At 34.7% G+C, this 21507-nt stretch carries 17 protein-coding genes; 7 read left to right on the forward strand and 10 right to left on the reverse strand.

The window, feature by feature from the left end; genetic code table 11:
• From LC076_RS15445 to LC076_RS15465, 5 genes are all read right to left on the reverse strand, one after another.
• Window positions 1–523, reverse strand: a 523-nt coding sequence (locus LC076_RS15445) for a helix-turn-helix domain-containing protein (protein ID WP_226670005.1), incomplete at its 3' end; no start/stop codon positions are given.
• Window positions 524–934: 411 nt separating this feature from the next.
• On the reverse strand, window positions 935–2290 hold the full coding sequence (locus LC076_RS15450; RefSeq protein WP_226670006.1) for an ABC transporter permease: 1356 nt from the start codon (window positions 2288–2290) through the stop codon (window positions 935–937).
• A 31-nt stretch (window positions 2291–2321) separates the two neighbouring features.
• The gene (locus tag LC076_RS15455; protein WP_226670007.1) at window positions 2322–3260 is read right to left on the reverse strand and encodes an ABC transporter ATP-binding protein; all 939 of its coding nucleotides are present in this window, start codon (window positions 3258–3260) and stop codon (window positions 2322–2324) included.
• Window positions 3261–4121: 861 nt separating this feature from the next.
• Entirely contained in the window at window positions 4122–5021 is a 900-nt protein-coding gene (locus tag LC076_RS15460; RefSeq protein ID WP_226670008.1) for a fumarylacetoacetate hydrolase family protein, read from the reverse strand.
• Window positions 5022–5188: 167 nt separating this feature from the next.
• Complete coding sequence (locus LC076_RS15465) at window positions 5189–5962, reverse strand: TatD family hydrolase (protein WP_226670009.1); 774 nt, start codon at window positions 5960–5962, stop codon at window positions 5189–5191.
• A gap of 391 nt (window positions 5963–6353) precedes the next feature.
• Here LC076_RS15465 and LC076_RS15470 point away from each other — a divergent pair, with 391 nt between their 5' ends.
• The 7 genes from LC076_RS15470 to LC076_RS15500 all read left to right on the forward strand — a co-directional run bounded on the left by LC076_RS15470 (window position 6354) and on the right by LC076_RS15500 (window position 8797).
• The gene (locus LC076_RS15470) at window positions 6354–6527 is read left to right on the forward strand and encodes an aspartyl-phosphate phosphatase Spo0E family protein (RefSeq protein WP_264191575.1); all 174 of its coding nucleotides are present in this window, start codon (window positions 6354–6356) and stop codon (window positions 6525–6527) included.
• 170 nt (window positions 6528–6697) lie between these two features.
• Window positions 6698–6919 carry a spore germination protein gene (locus tag LC076_RS15475; protein WP_226670010.1) on the forward strand — a complete coding sequence of 74 codons (222 nt, stop codon included), beginning with the start codon at window positions 6698–6700 and terminating at the stop codon, window positions 6917–6919.
• A gap of 73 nt (window positions 6920–6992) precedes the next feature.
• Window positions 6993–7226 (forward strand): spore germination protein GerPB, encoded by a 234-nt coding sequence (locus LC076_RS15480; protein ID WP_226670011.1) that lies wholly within the window; start codon window positions 6993–6995, stop codon window positions 7224–7226.
• Window positions 7227–7311: 85 nt separating this feature from the next.
• Window positions 7312–7917, forward strand: coding sequence for a spore germination protein GerPC (gene gerPC / locus LC076_RS15485; protein ID WP_226670012.1), 606 nt, complete (start codon window positions 7312–7314; stop codon window positions 7915–7917).
• 25 nt (window positions 7918–7942) lie between these two features.
• A complete protein-coding gene (locus tag LC076_RS15490; protein ID WP_226670013.1) occupies window positions 7943–8119 on the forward strand; it encodes a spore gernimation protein GerPD in 177 nt (58 codons plus the stop codon).
• Window positions 8116–8481, forward strand: coding sequence for a spore germination protein GerPE (locus LC076_RS15495; protein ID WP_226670014.1), 366 nt, complete (start codon window positions 8116–8118; stop codon window positions 8479–8481). Before LC076_RS15490 ends, LC076_RS15495 begins: the two co-directional genes overlap by 4 nt.
• 97 nt (window positions 8482–8578) lie before the next feature.
• The gene (locus tag LC076_RS15500; protein ID WP_226670015.1) at window positions 8579–8797 is read left to right on the forward strand and encodes a spore germination protein; all 219 of its coding nucleotides are present in this window, start codon (window positions 8579–8581) and stop codon (window positions 8795–8797) included.
• Window positions 8798–8952: 155 nt separating this feature from the next.
• On the opposite strand, the gene LC076_RS15505 is transcribed toward LC076_RS15500, so the two are convergent.
• The 5 genes from LC076_RS15505 to addB form a co-directional block, all read right to left on the reverse strand.
• Entirely contained in the window at window positions 8953–9258 is a 306-nt protein-coding gene (locus LC076_RS15505) for an HNH endonuclease (RefSeq protein ID WP_226670016.1), read from the reverse strand.
• Between the two features lie 55 nt (window positions 9259–9313).
• A complete protein-coding gene (locus LC076_RS15510; RefSeq protein ID WP_226670017.1) occupies window positions 9314–12724 on the reverse strand; it encodes an SbcC/MukB-like Walker B domain-containing protein in 3411 nt (1136 codons plus the stop codon).
• A complete protein-coding gene (locus LC076_RS15515) occupies window positions 12721–13902 on the reverse strand; it encodes an exonuclease SbcCD subunit D (protein ID WP_226670018.1) in 1182 nt (393 codons plus the stop codon). Before LC076_RS15515 ends, LC076_RS15510 begins: the two co-directional genes overlap by 4 nt.
• Before the next feature lie 168 nt (window positions 13903–14070).
• A complete protein-coding gene (addA, locus tag LC076_RS15520) occupies window positions 14071–17793 on the reverse strand; it encodes a helicase-exonuclease AddAB subunit AddA (RefSeq protein WP_226670019.1) in 3723 nt (1240 codons plus the stop codon).
• Window positions 17786–21277, reverse strand: coding sequence for a helicase-exonuclease AddAB subunit AddB (addB, locus tag LC076_RS15525; RefSeq protein ID WP_226670020.1), 3492 nt, complete (start codon window positions 21275–21277; stop codon window positions 17786–17788). Before addB ends, addA begins: the two co-directional genes overlap by 8 nt.
• Between the last annotated feature and the right edge of the window lie 230 nt (window positions 21278–21507).

The raw sequence follows: 21507 nt of genomic DNA on the forward strand, positions 1-21507 counted from the left end.
TGGGATTACGTCGGATTGTAGCATTGATAATTCGCCCATCAACTTCACGACTTTTGGCAAACCGAACAAGACCAAGTTTAGGTAACTTGATATGTTTATCTAGAACTGCGATATTTCCACTGGTTTGCTTCGTGATATAGGATTGTACCTTATTCTTTTTACTTTTAAATTTAGGCGCTTTATTTTGTTTCTTATAATATCTTTGGTAAGAATCAGCCAGGTTCTCAACGGACTTTTGGAGGGAGATGCTATCCACTTCTTTTAAAAAAGGATAATGTTTTTTCAACTGTCGAACAGCTTTTACCGAGTTGTATTTATTGAAAAACTCACCTTTCCAGTTGTTAGAAGGTAATTGTCCGTTTTGTTTCATTCCCTCTACGATGTACCAATAAGCGTCCTTTTGCTTTTGTTTAGCAAGGAAGAAATTGAACACGAATCTGGAACACCCAATCGTCTTATTGATTAGCTCAATTTGTTTTTGGTTAGGGAAGATACGAAACTTAAACGCCTTTTTAACTAACATGATTTCACCTCACTCACCAGGAACGTATGTTCTAATTATACCATGACAGTGGGTGTTTTGGCTATCGCTAACCGCCATTCATCTCCCTCTTATCACTGAGCTAAAGCTCTTCACGCGATTGAAGAGGGAGTCTTCTGTCTGAGAATGATAAATAAAATGAAACTCTCTCCCCATACTTAAATCTTTAAGAAATTCCTCATAGCTATATACCATAAATTGAAACCCCTTTTCAAAACAATCCGTTCTGTTTACGACTGCACCCGATTTAATAAATAAACTGCAAAGCTGATAAGCAAAACAAATAAGATCCTAATACTGATACTCGAGCCTTTTCTCAAAATAGCTCAAAATTAAAAAATAAGTGTCAATTTCTTTTTGAAATTGGCACTTATCTAACTTAACAATGACACATTATTTATCGTAATTCATTTTCCATAATGAAATGAAAAGGAAAACGAAACCAAAGCCGAACAAAACAAGGCAATTAACTATCACATCACTGAAACCTAAGCCTCTTACTAAGATATCTTGATATCCAGTTAGTGCCCATGCATGAGGTGTGATTAAGGCAATTTTTTGCATCATGTCAGGCATAATGAATAACGGAACCATCGTTCCACCTAATGCAGCTAAGGTTAAAGCAAGTAATACCGACCATCCAGATATTTGAGAGTCAGTTTTAAAAATTGCAGCAATTAACATTCCTAAGCAAGAACTTGCCCAAACAAGTGTTAGTGTAACGAAAAGCAATCCTGTAAATGAAGAACCTAAAGACATATCAAATACAAAGTGACCAAAAGCAAACAGTACAACAACCTGTATAATACCGATAAAATAGTTAGGAATCATCTTTCCAATAAATAACTGCCAATGATCTACAGGTGCAGATAATACTCTTCTAAAAGTACCATCATTTCTTTCATTTAAAAATGAGCGTCCTGCATACATTATAATAAAAAATGCATACATAACCGTATATCCTGGTACATTTTGTTGAAAGGCATCTGGACGATCAACCACATCACCTTCTGAAGCAGAGTAATTTCCAATCGTAACACTAGGGTTATTTAGAGAGAGCTTTGCAGTGTCTACCAACTCTTCTTTCATTTCAGTGAGATCTGGTTCATTGTCTTCCTCATTTTTCACTTGTGAAGAAACAGGCTGAGATTGATTGTTTGTAACAGTGTTAAGTTGATTACTAAGAATCGTGATTTGCTTCATATATTCATTTTCTACTTTTTGAATTTCCTTATTTACATTTTGTTTTATGTTTGATACTTGATTTTCAACCATTCGACTAACTATATATTCAACCTCAAATCCTTGAGCAACACCTTCTAATGCTCTTCCTATAATTGAGGTCATATTTGCTTGAGCAGGATCTTCAAAGGTGACTAATTCGATTTGATCTCCAGTTTGAATCTTACTTCCAAATTCTTCAGGAATGATTAAAGCTAATGGGTACTTTCCATCTTCCACCATGTTTCTAACCTGTTCTTGAGTGAAATCTTTCTCATCATTTGATGTTTCTAACTTAATTCCTTCTGTATTTTTTAGTAATTTAACAAATTTTAATGATTCTTCTGTTTTATCTTGATCAACGATTGGTATAGCTATTGCTTCATCCCCTCCGCCCTGAAATACAGGCATTAAAGCAAAACTCATAATGGTAATCAGCATTAAAGGTAGCATAAACAACACGACAATTGCCCCAGGGTCCTTCAACATAATTCTTAAATCTTTTTTCGCGATTGCCCACCATTGCATAGTAGAAAAATCTCCTTTATCTATAAAGTTACTAATCTCTCAGTTTTTTACCTGTTTTATATAAAAATAAGGTTTCTAGTGAAGGGTGCATCATGTTTATCACCTTAATTTGGCTATCATTTTCATTTAAGATCTCTAGTAATTCGGCAACATTTTTGTTTATGTCTTCTACCAAGATATCCAGTTTATTTTCAGCTAATCGTATGTTTTTGACAAAGGATTTCTTTTGAAAAAGATCTCTCACTTGAACAACCTCTTCTTCATCTTCCCCTGATAACTCGACAACTCCACCATATACTTGTGAAACTAGTTCATTGACAGTTCCTAATGCAATCATTTTTCCGTTATCTACTATCGCTACCCGATCACATAATGCTGTCGCCTCTTCCATATAATGTGTTGTGTATATGATCGTGATTCCTTGGCTTTTAAGTAGTTTAATTAATTCATATATTTGGTTCCGTGATTGTGGATCAATCCCAACTGTTGGTTCGTCCATAAATACAACTAAAGGTTGATGTAATAAAGCAGCAGCAATATTGATTCTTCTTTTCATTCCACCAGAATAGTTTTTTATCGGCTCCTTGGCTCGATCTGCTAAGCCTACTAAATGAAGCAACTCCTCTACTCGTTCTTTTAACATTTTTCCTTTTATTCCATAAAGCTCTCCGAAAAATTTCAAATTATCAAAAGCATTTAACATTGGATATAGAGCAATATCTTGAGGAACAATTCCAACAATTTTCTTTACTTCTTTTCCGCTCTCTTTTACATCCAAGTCATTAATTTTGATTGTCCCATTAGATGGTACTATTTGTGATGTCATCATCGAAATTGAAGTAGTTTTACCTGCACCATTAGGACCTAATAAGCCAAAAACCTCACCTTTATTTATGATTAAATCCAAATCAATAACAACATGATGATTATCATATTGTTTATTTACTTTTTCACATATAATCATACTCATAAATAACTTTTCCTCCGATTTATAGTTTTTTAATGGAGCTAGATCGATTGTTATGGAATGAACTGTTTTCTTAAACTTGATATCAGAAATAGTTGTGGGTGTGACTTGTATATAGAAGTGTTATCTAGAAGACTATAAGAATTTCTTAGATGTTTTTTAGAGTTGGTGAATGAATTAAATTCAGTATAGTGGTTGAAATTCATAAGTATAATACCTGTGTGTGTGACATCTATGATGAATAAAGAAGGCTTTGTGTTAAAGCTTAAGGTTTATTTCTAGCACTTTGTTGATTGGCGTTGAATATATGAGACTCCTGCCTAAAAGCGTGTCGAAAGGAGCCCAAGACGCGCAGCAAAAAGCCGTAGTTGGACTTTTTCATTATTCTTCCTCAAAAAAGCGAATGTCTTTAACGGAAATCAACAACAAAGTTAAACAAAGCCTAAAAGAAAAACTTTAGATAATTTACATTTTTTCCATTTCCCACCACTTACAAAACTACCACATCCCTTTATATCCGTAAAGAATATTCAGTGAATTTAGATGTTTAACATGATTATTATGACTCCTGTCTTTGTGCGTTGAACAGATTTCAATTCAAACCTCAGATCTGATTTCGCAAACTTTGTAGCTTTTATTAGTCTCCCAAAGCAATCAGCACTGTATTAAGTCTAGCGGAATCTTTTCTTCATAAAATAGAACCCTTATAGTGAAAAAACACTGTTTTCACTCCGAATTTTGGTTACACAGCAACAATCGTTCAGAAAAGTGTCACCCTAAAAGAGCTAGACCCAGAAGCCACGACAAACTATAGAAATTTATATTATTATGCAAAAAGGAGCTGAATATCTCAGCCCCTTTTTGTTAACTCATAATTTTATTTTTCAATAAACCAATTTCCTCAATTTCAATCTCCACTATATCTCCAGGTTTTAAGAACTTTGGAGGATTAAAGCCCTTTCCAACGCCTGAAGGAGTACCTGTTGCAATGATATCTCCAGGCTCTAATGTTGTTCCTTGTGAAATCGTCGAAATAATATGTTCGATCGTAAAGATCATATCCTTTGTGTTTCCGTTTTGTCTTAATTGATCATTAACCTTTGTTTTTATAGAAAGATTATATGGATTTTTAATTGCCGATTTATGAACAAGAAATGGTCCCATTGGACAAGAGGTATCTAAGCTTTTGCCAAGTAGAAATTGCTTGTGCTTTGATTGTAAGTTTCTTGCTGTTACATCATTAATAATTGTATATCCAAATACGTACTCCATTGCTTCTTCTTCGTTTATCTTTTTCCCTTTCTTACCTATTACTATAGCCAGCTCTCCTTCATAATCAAGCTCACTTGTAATATGTAAATGTGGATCAATCTCCTCTTCATGTCCAATCACTGTTGTAGGTGCCTTAGAAAACAACATCACATGTTTTGGGATGTCTTCCACACCCCCCATTTCAATCGCATGTTCTCGATAGTTTTTCCCAACACAGAAGATGTTTTTAGATGGTTTAGCAATAGGTGCATTCAGTTTAATATCTTGCAATGGATAGAGATAACCTTCAGAGCCATCCACATTAATTTTATCAACGATTTGTTGGACGTCCTGGATGAATTTATCTCCTAAAGCAACACACTCAAACAGTGTTGTAGGAAAGGAAATTATTTCAAAAATATCTTTTTCGGCTTTGTGTAAATCAATCACTTTATCTTCATATAACAGCCCAATAAATGGCTCATTATGGATAGTTGCTGATACAAACTTCATCATATCTTCCTCCTTTATTTTTCTATTATTTTCTTCCTTTCTTCTTTTAACACGTTTCCTGCAAAAACTAGCACATCAATTCCAATAAATAGCTGTTCAACATTTCACATCTACCTTTACTTAAGGTTGATTTTGTATAAGATAACTTCTTCTAAAAGAGCTTAATCTTAAAGACTGTATAGATTCTTTGTATTTGTTGTTACATTTTTAGTTAATTCTTTTTCCGGGATTGAAAGTATATTCGATAAGCTAATGACGATTTCCTTTAAAAAAAGAGGAGTCGTTTCCCGTTCCTTAAACTTTTCATTAAACTGCCAAGGAGCATCTGTTTCAATTAATAGCTGGTGGACTGGAACTATTTTAGCTAATTGCTGATCGCGTTCTCGGTAACAAACTTCAGGTGTAACAGAAATATAATATCCACATTTCACTATTTCACTTACCGCCTTCTTTGATGATTTCAACCAATGAAAATGGGCCCTTTTTATCTCATGTTTCTTCAGAGATGCAAGTGCCTTCTCTGATTCTTCATGTACAGCATGAATGGCAATTGGTAAGTTCTCAGCTTTTGCGACCTGTAGGAACTGCTCCAATAATTCCTCGAATACTTCTTCATGATCATGTTTATATAATACATTTTTATTATAAGTTGGTAATCCAATCTCACCTATACCTGATAATAAATCTTTTTCCCTTTTTATTAAGTGAAGTAACTCCTGTAATTCCGTGGATGATGGTGGTGGAAATTCAGGATGATGCCCTATAGCGGCCCGAATAAATGTAGGATATTTTTGTTTCAATTTTAGAGTATGGTAGCTTGAGCTTAGGTTTGTTGCTACAGCTACTACACTCTCTATCCCATTCTCCTGCCAATCATGTATGTATTTTTCTAATAACTCATCTGGATATTGATCAAGGTGAATGTGTGCGTCAATCATCATTTTCTTAACCTCTCAATTATCATATCATTACCATTTCCTTTATAGTTACCTATCATTTTACATTGTTATAGAAAAACTGCACAAAAAAACTGTTTTTCCTCTTAAATGACAGAAGGTAATGCCTACATTTTTTGTAGAAATTTGTTATTAAATCAGTTATTTTAGCGAATGTAAGTTTTTGTTGAAATTACATTGTATAATAAGTTTGTTTACATAAATCATTTCTATCAGCCTACTTTACTAACGTCTAAATCACTAAGACGCGATGAATGCAAAACACCTAAATTAGGTATATGTAAGGAGTTTGATTATTAGAGCTACTCGGAAAGAGAGTTGATACCCCTGACAATATTAAGGGGCATATAATTTAAATAACGAGAGAAGGATGAAGATGATTGTTAATGAAATTGAACTAAAAAGAAAAACATTATTAACAATGGCAAAAAGATATGGTCTTACCTCAGTAGAAACGATTCGATGTAGTCAAGAATTAGATGTTCTTCTTCTTCAACAAATTAAAAAAATCAATACAGAGAAAAAAACGAAACAGCTAGATATAAGGTAAGTAGCCTCTTAGACTTTTATTCATTTTATTAAAGTGTTACTGTTCATTCAGCTATTTCTACATAACTTCAATAAACCACTCCAACTTTTCAGCGTTTAACACACAATTTTCCGTTTGAATCATAAAATATAATAAAAGCATTAAATATATACACAAAAAGGATGTTTTACATGCCAGCTATTGTCGGTGCTTTTAAGGTTAATGCTGTAGGAACAAGCAGCATTGTTCATGTTGGAGATGTTATTACAATTTCTCCTTATAGCGAAGTTAAAACGTTTGCTGGTGCAGGATCTTTTAACACTGGAAATGGTCTTAATATCTACAATCAAAACTCTGTAACAAATACCTATGATAATGATGTTATTGATCAGCCTATGGCAGGTAACTTATAACCTAACTCTTTGTCATTTTTGCCTTGAAGTTTACTTATAAGCCCTTTCTAGAAACAACAAGGGAGTGATTTCAATGAATTTCTATATTAATCAATCCATTTGTATTAATTATTTAAGAGTTGGATCTGTAACTAACTCTTCCGTTTTACAAATTGGGAGTGCCGGGATGATCAAACCTCTTTCAAATTTATATAATTCAGGTGGCTTTGTTCAAGCTGCACCACAAATTGAAACAGAGCAGCCTACTGGTGTAGTTCCTGAAGAGGCAGAGGGTCCTTTGGTACCTCTTTCTACTCCTACAGCATAATGTTACTGGGCATTCACCCATCTGATACGTCTTGCATACAATAAATCAAAGTTATTTTGAGCGAGGAATAAAGGTGGGTGAAGATATGTACTATAATACCGACACAATGCAGTATATCCAGCAGCTTCATCATTATGTTCAACAACAAGATAAAAAAATCCAGCAGTTAACTGATATCATACAGGAACTACGTGCAGATGTTGATCGTATTAAAAGTCAACCCGTCACAAATATTGAACGAATTGAATATAAGTTTGATCAATTAAAGGTGGAGCAGCTAGATGGTACGTTGAATATCGGATTAAATCCAACAGATCCGGAACAAATTGATCATTTTGATGTTCAGCAAAAAGGGTTAAACGTGAATGGTGTTCAACAACAGCTTCGAGATCAGCTTTTGAAGCAGTGTAGCCAAGACGTTAATCAATTTTTAAATAAAGATTGTGTTGGGTATATCCAACAAGCAGAAAAGCAATTTGGTTTAAGTTTAGATGATCCACATCGTAAACATATTATCGAAGACATAAGAAAACAAATAGATAGTCGGATCCAATATTACATTAATAGTCAACCACTAGCAGAACAAGATTCGTTGTTAAAGAAAAAACAAGAAATCCTGTCTAAAGTAAAACAAGATGTAGAAAATTCGATTCAACACTTTCTCCAACACTTTCCTAAAGATACAAAATAAGGATGTTCTATAAGGGTGATATTAAATGAATTTTACTGTTGTAAATAAAGATATCCAGGTAGGAGCAATAGATGTAACGGGTGTTTCTAGTTCATCCGTTTTTTTAATTGGAGATACCAATACAATTTCCCTTTCTTCAGTATTTGATACACCACCAGAATCATTAATCATTGGTCCTTTAGTACCGTTGGCGCCTCAATGATCAGTCGATTCTCACAAGTAACTTCAGCATATGTTAATTCAATAGGTATCTCTTCTGTATTTAATATTGGGGATTCACAGAGAATTACCCCATCTTCACGAGTTTTAGCGATTCAACGAGAAGAAGAACGTTATTCAGGTGATGAAGGAGATTTATCAGAATATCCTATCTATGAAGAGGAAATTCCACAACCACAATTTTATGAAAATGTTACGACTAATTTTTTTCATATAAATCCGAAAATAAGTGTTTCTAATGTAAATATAATTGCTATATCAAGTTCCTCTGTTTTTCAAATTGGTTCAACAAAGGACATTATCTGTGAAACTCGTGTTAAAAACACTCGACAACTGAAAGAGTAATAAAGATGACGGTTTGTCTATTTTCGTTAAAAATACGAACAATCAGAAAATCTTTCGCATAAAGTAAAGTACTAGAGAAATAAAAAGGATGTTTTTTATGCCAGCTATTGTAGGTCCAATTAAAATTAACAGTGTAGGTGGAGGCGTCGTTAATTTTGGGGATACCTTTTATTTATCTCCGAAAAGTCAGTCTAAAAGTGCCTCAGGCTCTGGTGGCGGAAGTACAGGAGATTTCCATATTATTAACAACGGTCTTAGTGCAACAAATATGATTGATCCTGATGTAACAGATCAAAACATGGTTGCCAATAATTAAAACAATAACAAGGGAAGAAGCTACGTGAGCTTCTTCCCTTGTTTTCGTTTTAGTTAGTACAAATCCGATCAATCTTGCTACACCTTAATATCATCGAAGACAACATTTACTACAAAAACATCTTGAAGTTGAATACAAATACCAAAAGATAATTCCTACCGACCTCTTTGTCGTCGTTCATTAGATTTTCTTATTTGGACTAATTTACTTGAGGGTTGTTTGCGAATCCATTTCACAAAGCTTTTAAGTTTCTCATCCCTTTTTAACTCATCAATTGTAGATAGTCGTGCAGCTAGTTCATCATTCATATATAAAGCATGAACTTGTTTATGGCAAGGAATACATAGTTTAGCAGTTGGCAAAAATGCCCCACCCATCTCTTTTGGTGTTAGGTGATGAATGGTTGTTTCAACATTTTCTCTTCCACAAAGCTCACATCTACCGATTTGTTTTTTTGACATTGTGACAATCCTCTAGTTTATAATATAGTACCTTCTAATTGGAGAAACCATTCCATTACAAAGATTCTAAATATACGGATGATCCTTTTCCTGATGGCTCTGCTGGTTCAACAATTAACTTTCTTGGTAATCTTGCTCGTAATTCTTGAACATGACTAATGATTCCTACAGAAAGATTTTGTGCCTGAAGCTTTTCAAGAGCAGTAATGACTGTATCCAACAGTTCAACATCCAATGTTCCAAAGCCTTCATCTAAGAAGAAGAATTGAAGTGGATATTCGCCACGAAGCTGAATTTGTGTTGAAAGTGACAATGCTAACGCAAGAGATGTTAAGAATGTTTCTCCACCTGATAAAGAAGAAACAGGTCTTCTAACACCACCATTTGCATCATCTCTCATAATAAATCCACCTTGTGAATCAACTTCTATTGCATATCTTCCTCTTGTTAATAAACTTAGTCTTTCAGAAGCATCTCTACTCACTTGTTGCAGTTGCTCTTCTGCTACATATTCCACAAAGCTATTTCCTTTAAAAACACTCGTTAATTTTTCTAATTTTTGCAGTAGATCATCTAGTTCTTTTTGGGCTGTTTCAATCGCAGTGAAGCGTTCGTGTTTGTCTAATAACTCTTGTAATGCGTTAGTGGCAGCACCTTTATTTGCAACAGCTTCCTCAACCATTGTTTTAGCTTCAAACTTCACTTGTTGAATTGTATTCCATTGTTCTAATGTTACCTCTTTATTAGACAGCTTTTCTATTATACGGTTTAAGTCTGTGTTAAGCTGCTTCATTTTATCCAGATAGAATTCAATCTCAGCCTTCATCTGTTGCCTTTTATTTTCTGTTAAAAGAGAGGTTAGTGTTTCTTCAATCGTATGAAAAGATGTGTTGTCACAGAACTTTGTCCACTTTTGTTCAGCTTCTAAAGTCTTACTAGTTGCTACTTCAAGTGTTTTTTCATTTGTAGCAAGTTCACTTTGAACAAGATGTAGCATATTTGTTTTCTCCTGCATTTCTTGATAAAGATTATTTTCACGATCTGTTAAGTCTTTAAGGTTTGCTTCTGTAGACTCAATTAGTGAAGATATTGAGAAATCAGCATTATCCGATATAAACTCTTTCAGTTTTTCTTGCTTTTCGTTTATTAACATCTCTCGATTATCAATTGTTGTTTTTAACCCAATTTGCTCTTCTGAAAGTTGTTGTCCTGATTTTTCTTGCGCTTTAACCATTGCTTGTTGTTCTTCAATAAAAGTAAAGCTTTTTTGAATTCGTTCACTTAATTGCTCATATTCTTCATCTTTTTTAGTCATTTCCTTTTGGTATTGTTCAAGATCATCAATTGGAATAGAAGAGAAATGATCTTCATAGTACGTTTTGTATTGTTCATATTTTTGTTTATTTTGTTTTTGTTTAACAGTCCACTCGTTAACATCAACGCTAGCAGTAGATATAAAATTACTGATTCTAAATTCTTCCTCTTTTAGCTCACGTAGCTGTTTTACGACTTTTTCAGCAGCTGCCTTAATTTCAAGAAAGTCTTGAGTCATTGCTTTAAATTCAGACTTGAAAATCTGGTAGATCTGAATAATTGAGAAATCCTGTTCTTTTGACACAAGTTCTTCCACATGAATTTCCTCTTGTTGTTGTATGTTCTCTAAAAAAGAAAAGTCAGATACAAGTTGCTGTGATAGGCTTTCTGCCTTTAGTTGTATTGTTTGTGTTTCTGCATTAATGCTTTGTAGTTGTTCTAGTTGCTGTTTAAGTTCTGCAGCTGTTACTTTTTCAGATTTCTGCGTTTGTTCTTCAATATGGATTGGGCTTGGATGCTCGCATGATCCACATACTGGACATGGTGTACCTTCCTCTAGCTGCTTCACTAGTTCAAAAGCAAGTTTTTTACTTTTTTCAGCTTCTTCTTGTTCTACAGCTTTTTCTTGTTGATTTTTTGCAAAAGCTACATATTGCTTATACTGTTTTTCATATTCTGCTACATGATAGTAAAGATTATTTAATCTAGTGTATTCATCTTGCAGCTGCTTTTGTCTTTTTATTCGTTCAGCCTCAATAAGCTGTTTTTTATGTTTTTCGTTATCTAATGTTTTTATTTTCGTATTTAAAAATTCTGCTGTTTCATTATGTTGTTGCTTGCTTTGAAGTACATTTTGCTTCGCTTCCATTGCAGCACGTAATTGTTCACGTTCTTTTGCTGTGACAAGCTTTGTTTTTTGTTCTTCTTGTAACAACAACTGCTTACTTACTGCTTTTTCAACTAACTGCTGTGCCTTCTTTAATAATGATTCACTCTCTTCACGTTGTTTTTGCAATTTTATATTTTTATTTTGAAGCTCTTCTAGATGCTTTTGATCGTTTTGTAAATCAATTTCCACTTTTTGCAATGAAACAAGTTTCTCACGTTTTGCTACTAATTTTGGCTCTTGTTCAGCTTTTTCTTTCCGTATCTTGTCATAATCTTGGCTTATTTGATCATATTGCTGCTTGATTTCACTATATCTTTTCTTTACTATTTCAAGATTAACTTCAGCTTCTTGTTTTTCTTTTCTAAGGTCTTGTAGTGCTTCAGCATAAGGTCGTAATGTTTCTGCTTCATCTGCCCTTTTTAGTTGTTGTTGTAAATCTTCAATTCTACCTTCTTGTTTTATTAAATTCACTTTTTCCTTCTCAAACTCTACCTTTTGCTGTTGAAGATCCCATAACACTTTTTTATCTTCGAATTCCTTCGTTACACTCTCGAATTCTTTATTGCGTTTTTGTAATAACACTTCGGCATCTTTTAATTGTTGCTTTGCTTCCTTTACTGCTTCAGAAGACGCATTTCCCAGACCCGTTTTCTCTGCTTCAAGCTCATTACGAGAAATTCTTGTTGCTGTTACTCGCTTCTTTAATTTTTTCATCAACTGATCACCGTATTGCTCTAAATGAAATAACCTTTGAAGCATTTGTCTTCTTTCCGCACCTTTTAATGAAAGAAACTCAGCAAATTTACCTTGTGGAAGTACAACAGCACGTGTAAAATCATCAATTGTTAACCCAAGAAGTCCGTACACTTTTTCATTAACGTCAACTGCTTTATCTGCTAAAACAACATGCTCTTCTCCAGCTTCAATTAACCTACATATCGCAGTTTTCACGCGTATATCGTCTGTTCTTTTGAACACACGTTCAACAACATATCTTTTCTTCGCTGAAGCATTTTCGAGTTCAAAAGAAAAGGAAACGGTCAGCTGGTCTTCTGCATGATTTAAAATGCCATGAGTATTATTCATTGCTCGCTCCACTTTTCCATATAAAGCAAGAGTCATCGCATCTAAAATTGATGACTTTCCACTTCCAGTCGGTCCAAATATTCCAAAAATCCCACCATCACAAAGAGAGTCAAAATTGATTGTTTGCTTTTCTCTAAAGCTATGCAAACCAGATACAGTTAACTGGATTGGCTTCATACCTCATCACCTTCCTCTGACTCTTCATCTTGTTGGATAAGCTCTAAAAATAATTTCACTAGCTCATCCTCAGGCTTTGCTCCACCTGTTTGCTTTTCATAAAATTGCGAGAATAATTGATCAATAGGTAAATTAGCTTGTCGTGTAGCAGCTACCTCTAACTCTTTTTGAAAAACAGGTCGAATGTGAATAAACCCTGAATGCCACTTACGTAAGCGATGAATTTCTTCAATTGAAAGTGTTGATGTTAAATGAATTTCTAAGTCAATCCATGCGGAAGAATCTCTTCCTTCATCAAGCCAATGATGAACTTGACTTATTCCTTGTGTCGCTTTCCATTTCACAAGAGGTCTTCCAGATGATAACGGTATCTCTTTCATTTCCACAGGCTTATTTGGCTCCGCATCGATAATTGTCACTGACTTTGCATATCCTATTTCTGAGAAGCTATAAGCAAGAGGTGATCCAGAATATCGTGTTAGTGTTTTCGCACGGTTAATATTTTGTGGTCGATGTAAATGACCTAATGCTACATATTGTGCAGCTTCAGGCATACTTGTTGCTGCAACTGTATATGCCCCACCAACTTCAATAGGTCTCTCTGAATCTGTTGAACTACCACCTGCTACATGAATATGACTCATCGCAATATTTACAGTGTCAGAGTTGAATTGTTTACTCATCATCGCAAAAAGCTCACGGATTTTTTCATCATATTTGTTTCTTAATAAAATTTCATCATGCTCTTCTGATAATACTTGTTCAAGTCTTGCTTCTGAAGGATATGCAAGTGCAGCTACCTTCATTTGCTGTCCTAGTCTTGGGATATCTACCTTTATCGTATCAATTATGGGATAACCAATTAAGTGGATTGAATGATTACCAGCTAGAGGAGATGCTGCTGAAAGGCGATCTGGATTATCATGATTTCCAGCAATCACAACAATAGGTCGTTTTCCATGATCAGATAACCGTGAAAGACCTTCATAAAATAATTGTTCAGCTGCAGCAGGTGGATTCACCGTATCAAACGCATCACCAGCCATTAAGATTGCATCAACTTTTTCTTCTTCTACTATTTTAACAAGTTCATCAATAAATTGAGCTTGCTCTGCCAAACGACTACGGCCCTCTAGAGATCTTCCAAGGTGCCAATCTGCTGTATGCAATATTCGCATGTCATCTACTTCCTTTCAAACTAGGGTCTTGTTTAGTTTTTGCTTTATTATTAGTTGTTTTTCACTCAATGATTTTATTGCTTTCGAAAACTAACATTTATTAATCAAATAAGGGAAGCTCACAAACATAGTGTCTATGTCTTGCTCACTTCCCTTGAATCTTGCTACCTACATTTGCATCAAATGACCACCATCAAAGAAAAATAGATATTTCTCATGTAGTGGTTTTTGAATAATATCTTCTATTGCTTTACTATATAAATCAATTTGAACTCTATAGCGATTTTTCAACGTCATTTCTGCTTCTGCATAGTTAGCAAACTTCCCTTTAATCGTATCCGTTTTATAATCTAGTAACACAATACCTAAGTCATCTTCAAATAAGAGATCAATAACACCTTGTACTAATATTGGCTCTCCATTGACTTTACCATTACTTTGTTCATCATATGCATAACTAAAAGGTACTTCACGATACACATTTTTAGCTTTTAACAATCTTTCTCCAAGAGGTGTAGAGAAAAAATTAATAATTTGCTCCATGTTTATAACGTCTGCTAGTTCTGATGATAAAATTTCTTTTTTAACAAGCTCGTCTATTAAGCTTTTTACACTAGCTTCTGTTATAGAATTTTCTAAATCTATATGCTGCATTACCGTATGCATCGCTGTTCCTCGCTCAGCAGCAGTAACAGACTTACTTTGCATAAAGCTTGGACGGTTGTATAAAAACGATTGTGATAATTGTTGCTTAATTAGCTGTTGATCACTGTATTCATCCTGAATCTCACGTTGACGTTTAAGCTCTGTCACTGATTGTTTTGAACGTTTCTTTGTTTCATCTTTAAATGGATACAACCATGATAGATGCTCTATAACGGAATTTTTTTGTTCACTTTCAATTGAAACAGCTTCACCAGCGTTAATAGATGACAAAAGATCAGAATTTACTTCCTGTTCTTCTTTAAATGGTTCAACAAGTTCTTCACCGTTTACTTTTTCGATGATCCACCTTGATAGATGCTGGGCAATATCTTCTTGTTGAGAGATTTGGCCTTCTGTTAAAACCGCACAATCATGATGTCGTATTAAAGCTGGTCCAACCCAATCTATATAGCTTTTCGCCTTAGCTCGTTCAAAGTCTGGTAAAAGCCAGTCAGTATGTGAAAGATGATTTTTCCAGTCTGTTATCGTTTTTTCCGCATCCTTTAATGTTCCAATGAGATATAACTTTTCTTTTGCTCGTGTTAGAGCTACATATAACACACGCATTTCTTCAGCAAGAAGCTCCATTCTCATTTTTTTCTTTAAAGCAATATAAGCTAATGTTGGATAGCTTACTCGTAAGTTAGGATTGATAAGCTTTGTACCAAATCCTAATTCTTTATCAAGTAAGTATTTTTTATTAAGATCCATCATATTGAACTGTTTAGACAGTCCTGCGACAAAAACAACTGGAAATTCTAATCCTTTACTACTATGAATTGTCATCAATCTGACAACATCCTCTTGCTCTCCTAATGCACGTGCTGCACCTAAATCGTCTCCACGATCCTGCATTCGTTCAATAAAACGGAGAAAACGGAATAATCCTCTAAAAGATGTTGCTTCATATTGACGTGCTCTGTCATATAATGCTCTTAGATTTGCTTGCCTTTGCTTTCCACCTGGCATACCTCCAACAAAGTCAAAAAACTTTGTATCACGATAAAGCTGCCAAATTAAATCTGAAACAGATCCTTGTCTTGCAAGATCACGCCATTGTTGTAAAAGGACCACAAATGGCTGTAGTTTATTATATAACTCCTGATGATGATCATTAGAAGACATCATAAACGCTTTCGCTGCATCGTAGAATGTTCCTTTGCGATCGAACGTACGAATGATAGAAAGTTCATTTTCATTTAATCCAACGATCGGTGATCGAAGCACAGCCGCTAATGGTATATCTTGAAACGGATTATCAATAATCTTCAACAACGACATCATAATCGCTACCTCAGTTGCTTCAAAATATCCATTTGATAAGTTGGCATAAACAGGTATTCCTGCCTGCTTAAATTCCTCCATAATTTGTGGAGCCCATGGCATAGAGCGTAGAAGAATAACCACATCTCGATACGTAATTGGCCTGGTATCATCAATACCTCTGTCATAAATTTGAAACTGCTGATCGATTAATGTTTTTATCTTTTTCGCCATTAATCTAGCTTCTAATTGAACAGTTTCTAACTCCTGTTCATCAAAAACACCTTCACGTTCTTCCTCAATATGTTCAGAGTCTTGGTCTTTTCCACCTCGTTCAACTAATAAAAGCTCTGTTTTCATTAGTTCACTGTTCGGATAAGAAGCTCCTAGCTTTAATTCTGCATCATGATCATACTCAATTTCGCCAACCTTCTCACCCATAATTTGCTTGAACAAATAATTTGTTCCGTCTAAGACTTCAGAGCGACTTCGGAAGTTTTTCGATAAATCAATTCTCATGCCAGTTTGATCTGCTGTTTGGTTAAATCGTTTGTATTTACTAAGAAACAGAAATGGCTCTGCTAGTCGGAATCGATAAATGGATTGCTTTACATCACCAACCATAAACAAATTACCCGTTGCTTCATTATCCTTTGTAACAAGTTTTAAGATCGATTCCTGAACAAGGTTCGTATCCTGGTATTCATCAACAAGTACTTCTACGAACTGTTGCTTATAATAGAAAGCTGCTTCACTTGGTTCTTGATTTTCTGTAGTAAGAATTTGTAAACAATAATGCTCTAAATCCGCAAAATCAACAATTCCCTTTTCCTTTTTCATTCCTTCATATCTTTCAGCAAATTGTTTCACTAAAGAAACAAGCTTTGAAACGACTGGATTTAGATGGGTAAAATCCTCCAAATAATGATCCAATGAACGAGAAAATAACTCATCTCTAAGCTGCTCCACTTGTTTCTTAGCTGAATTACGTAAAGCTGTAACTTGATCAGTTAAAGCTTTATCATACTGGTCGCCTTTAACAACCTTCGCTCTAGTTAGTTTAAATTGTTTAAGTTGCTTTCCCAAGAGATCCCATGAATGCTTACTTGCTATAATTTCTGACATTTGTTTTAAATCGTCATCCAAATTTTCAGCTCTAGGAGCAGGACCCGCAGGAAGCTTTGTTAATTCCATTGCCTGTAAAAGCTGATCTCTAGCACCCATTAGCTGCATTTCGATATCTTGAAGAAGGTAAGAGACAAAAGGCAGTGATTCTATATCTTTTCCTTCATTATTTTGGTAAATCGTTGCTAACTCATCAAGCCACGCTGTGGGAGTTGGATGAGATCTAGAGAAAAAGTAAAGTTCCCTAATCAATGTTTGCAACTCCAAATCACTGCGATCAGATGTATAACGATCAACTAAGTCAAAAAACTCATCATTATTTTCCAGGCTGTACTCCTCTTCAAATAGGTCGTCTAATACTTCATCAATCAATAACTGACCTTCTGTTTGATCAGCTATTCTAAAGCTCGGGTCAATATTAATTAAATAATAATATTTTCTTACAACCTGTAGACAAAAAGAATGTAGTGTTGAAATTGATGCTTTGTTTAGTAATGTAAGCTGTCTACGCAAATGAAGGGAAGAAGGGTTATTCTTTAATGCTTTTTCAAGTGCCTCACCCACTCGATTTCTCATTTCAGCAGCAGATGCATTCGTAAATGTCACAACAAGTAATGAATCAACATCAACTGGGTTTTCTCGAGAAAGGATTTTCCGAATGATTCGCTCAACAAGCACAGCAGTTTTCCCAGAACCTGCAGCAGCCGCTACTAAAATATCTTGTCCACTTGCAACAATAGCTTTCCATTGATCATCAGTCCATTGACTATTTTCTGGCTTAGCGATCATTTCACTCATTACCTATTCCCTCCTCTCTCATTCTTTTTAATACAGCATCATTTTTTTCGCTTTTTAACACACGATAATTATTTTCTTCTAACGAATCATCAAATTGACAAACTGATTTATATTCACAATATGTGCAAGGCTTTTTATCTTTAAGTTTATAAGGACTAATATCTATCACACCGTCTGTTATATTTGTCCCGATATTTTTAAAGGTCGTGCGTACATGGTTTCGTAACAGCTTAAACTCTTCCTCACTTGCAATGGAAGATGTAGAACGGAAGCCACCTTCTTTTTTCAATCCTGCTGCAATAATATTTGATGAACTACCTTCTGTTAAAGAATTGTCCATTAAACGAACGGCTTCTTCATCTCCAAGCAATAATCCCTTCATTTTAAATTTCTTAAAAATCTCATCATCTAATTTATCCTCTGATAACATAGTTGATGCTTGAATCATTGGGTCATGCACATGGAAATACAAAACACCAGCTGGGGTTGCTTGTACACCTAACCACTTCGTCGAATTTGAGATAATTACATCTAGATATGTGAGCATTTGTAAAGCTAAACCATAATATACTTCTGATAGTTGCACATTTTTTTCACTAGATTTGTAGTCAACAATTCTTAACAACACACCATTTTTCCCAGTTGCTTTATCGACACGATCAATTCGACCTGCAACTTCCATCGTGCAGCCATTAGGCAATGTAAAACGTATTGGTGGAAGCTCGCCACCTTTACCAAAACCAAGTTCTAAACCAATTGGTGCAAATCCACTTGCTTTCGCATGTTCACTTAAAATGGAAGAAGCACGTGAAAGAATTTTCTGTAGCTTTCTTTTTATATAATGATAGCGATTCGAGCTGAGTAAGATTTCTTTCTGCAAACGTGGTGCTAATTTTTCTACTGCATCGTTCGAAAGTCGATCACATTGATCTTTTGTTAGCTGCTGCCAATCGATGTTCAATTGTTGTAATCGATCTGAAATTAACTTAAGAGCCGAATGAAACATCTGGCCGATATCTGGCGCCTCTAGCTTAAAGAATTGTCGTTCCTTTAGTTTTAGTCCATGTGAAGCAAAATGAGAAAACGGACAGCTATTAAACTGTTCCATACGTGATACACTTCCTTGGATATGATCACTGTAAAGCTCGCGACTGACTGCGGTATCAAGCTTTTTCGGTTTATTCTCATAAGATAAACTACTTAAAACCCTTTGAGTGATATTTTTTGTTTCAGATAATACGAAATGATTATACGCATCCCACCAAATTGGCTGAATTGGGTAGCCTCTTTTCCATGCTTGAAGTTGTGAAGTAACATATGCCAACGTAACATTCTGATTCACCATAAAACTAAGTTGTTCTTCTATTGATAACTGTTCTGGTTCATTAATCAAGCGCTGCTTATTAATAAGTGGAAACATTTCTTCTATCCGTTTCAAGATGACTGAAGGAAGCAATGCTTTCCCTTCTTCATCAGCCATTGGGTATGATAAATAAAGCTTATCTGATGGACTTGATAACGACATATAAATAATGAAGTTTTCATCTAAAAGCTGCTGTCTTGCTGTTGGTGCTAAATCAATCCCTTGATAATGCAGCGCTTCTCTTTCATCTTCAGTTAGTATTCCTTCTTCTTTCGGTCGTGCTGGAATAACACCGTCATTTACTCCTACGATAAATGAACACTTCACATTAAAAAATCTCGACTTTTCAAAGTCTGCAATTAGCACCTGATCAATTGCTGGAGGTACTAGTGAAAATTTCATTGATTCCAGTCCCGTTTCTAGCATATCTGAAAACAGTTTTAATGAAATTTCCTCATCTGCTAACATCTCTACAAACTCATCTAATAAATTGATAACAGCCTGCCAAACTTGATCATGCTCTCTTGCTTCTAAAAGTTGTCCTCTATCTTCAGCTTCAATTCGAAGCTTTTCTATTTTCTCTGGAATTTGTAGCTCTTCTAAATACAGATATAATGCTTCAGCAAGAGATCTTCCGGTTTTACTTTGCTTAAACCTCTTCTGCAAATTTAAAACAGGTTTTGTTACAAGATCACGAAGATCATTCAACTTGTTCTCCATCTGCTTTTCTTCATCAGTCACAACAAATTCATCATCAAGAGAATAAAATCGACGATATCTCCATCGCTCATCTCTTGTCCATCTTGAGCCTTGAATACCATAAGAAAGAACATAGTTTTCTAGTAAATCCATATCTTCTCTTATTTCATGTTTATCCACATCAAGTGGAAAGAGCATCTCTGTTTTTATGCCTCTAAATACAGCTTCATATCTCCAGTACCCATTAATCATCTCTAATGTTGAACGAATTAATTCCACTAATGGATGATTTAACATTGAGCGTTTTTGATCGATGAAAAAAGGAATATCATAATCTCTAAATACTTGCTGAATCACATCTCGGTATTCATTAGCATTTCTAATAAGCAGTGCCATATCACGATAACGATATTGTGAACTCCTAATAAGTTCCTGAATTTCTCTTGCAATTCCTTCTATTTCTGAGCGACGGTTTGATGCTTGAAATAATGTTATATTTGTATTTTTCTCATACACACTAGTTGGTCGTGCATCATAATTAGCTTCCAAGTGACTTAATGAAGGATTTCTCGTAAAACGGTGCTGTTCATTAAGCAAGAGTGGCTGCTCCACTTCTTTGCCCACCTCACCGGCAAGCTGGAGGATTTTATAATACGTTCTTCCTGTCATTTGATAAAGATGTAGTTCATGAGGAAGATGTTCTTCATATGCCTTATCAGCAGTAAGAGCTATTTTTACATTTTTTGCATGCTTGATTAAAGACGCAACCACTTCATATTCCTGTGGTGTAAAACTATGAAAACCATCAATATAAATATCTGCTGATTTAAGAAAGCTTGATTCCTCGACCTTTTCCGCTAACAATTTTAAGTAATCCTCTGAATCTACATATTTATGACTTAAGTGAATTTCAAGTTGCTTATAAAGGATCGCCATATCATGTAGTTTATCTGTTAATGTTTTTTTATCTTGTTCTGTATGGGCATTTTCTAAATAATTCTCTAGTTCTTGTGGAGACAAACAATAACGTTTAAACTCAGTAAGCATAACTTCCAGCTGTTCAATAAAGCCATTTTTATCGCTAGCTTTAGCAAAAACCTTGAATTCTTGTTTATATTGTTCAACTAACTTTCTTAGCATCATTTGAATTCCAGTACTTGAAAGATGATGACGAGTCATGCCACCTGTTTCCTGTAAAACACGCCATGCTAAACGACTAAAGCTAAACGTTTGAGCTCGAATCATTCCCCCTAAATTTGGAGTGCGAATCAATTCATACTCAGCACCAAATGTCATTTGATCTGGAACAAGATAAATAATAGGCTTGCCAATAGGCTCTTCTTTTAGCTTATCTCTAATTTCATTTAATATCGTCTCAGTTTTCCCGCTACCTGAGCGACCTAGAATAAATTGAATGCTCATGTTATCCCTCACTATCGTTAAGAGTTATTAATCTGTTAAAAGTTACTCAAGTTTTATCTATTTAAATTTAGGTATTTGTTAAAGTTCATTTTTGACAGTTATAAAAAAGCCAGCTAGCAACTGTCAGTACTCCAATTTACCAAGGGAAAAATAAATACCACTCTACAATTAGCGTGGTAATAAAATCATATAATAATATTTATAAAAATTATCTATTCCGAATGAATTTA

The organism is Metabacillus litoralis, from assembly GCF_020524045.1.
Lineage (GTDB): Bacteria > Bacillota > Bacilli > Bacillales > Bacillaceae > Metabacillus > Metabacillus litoralis_C.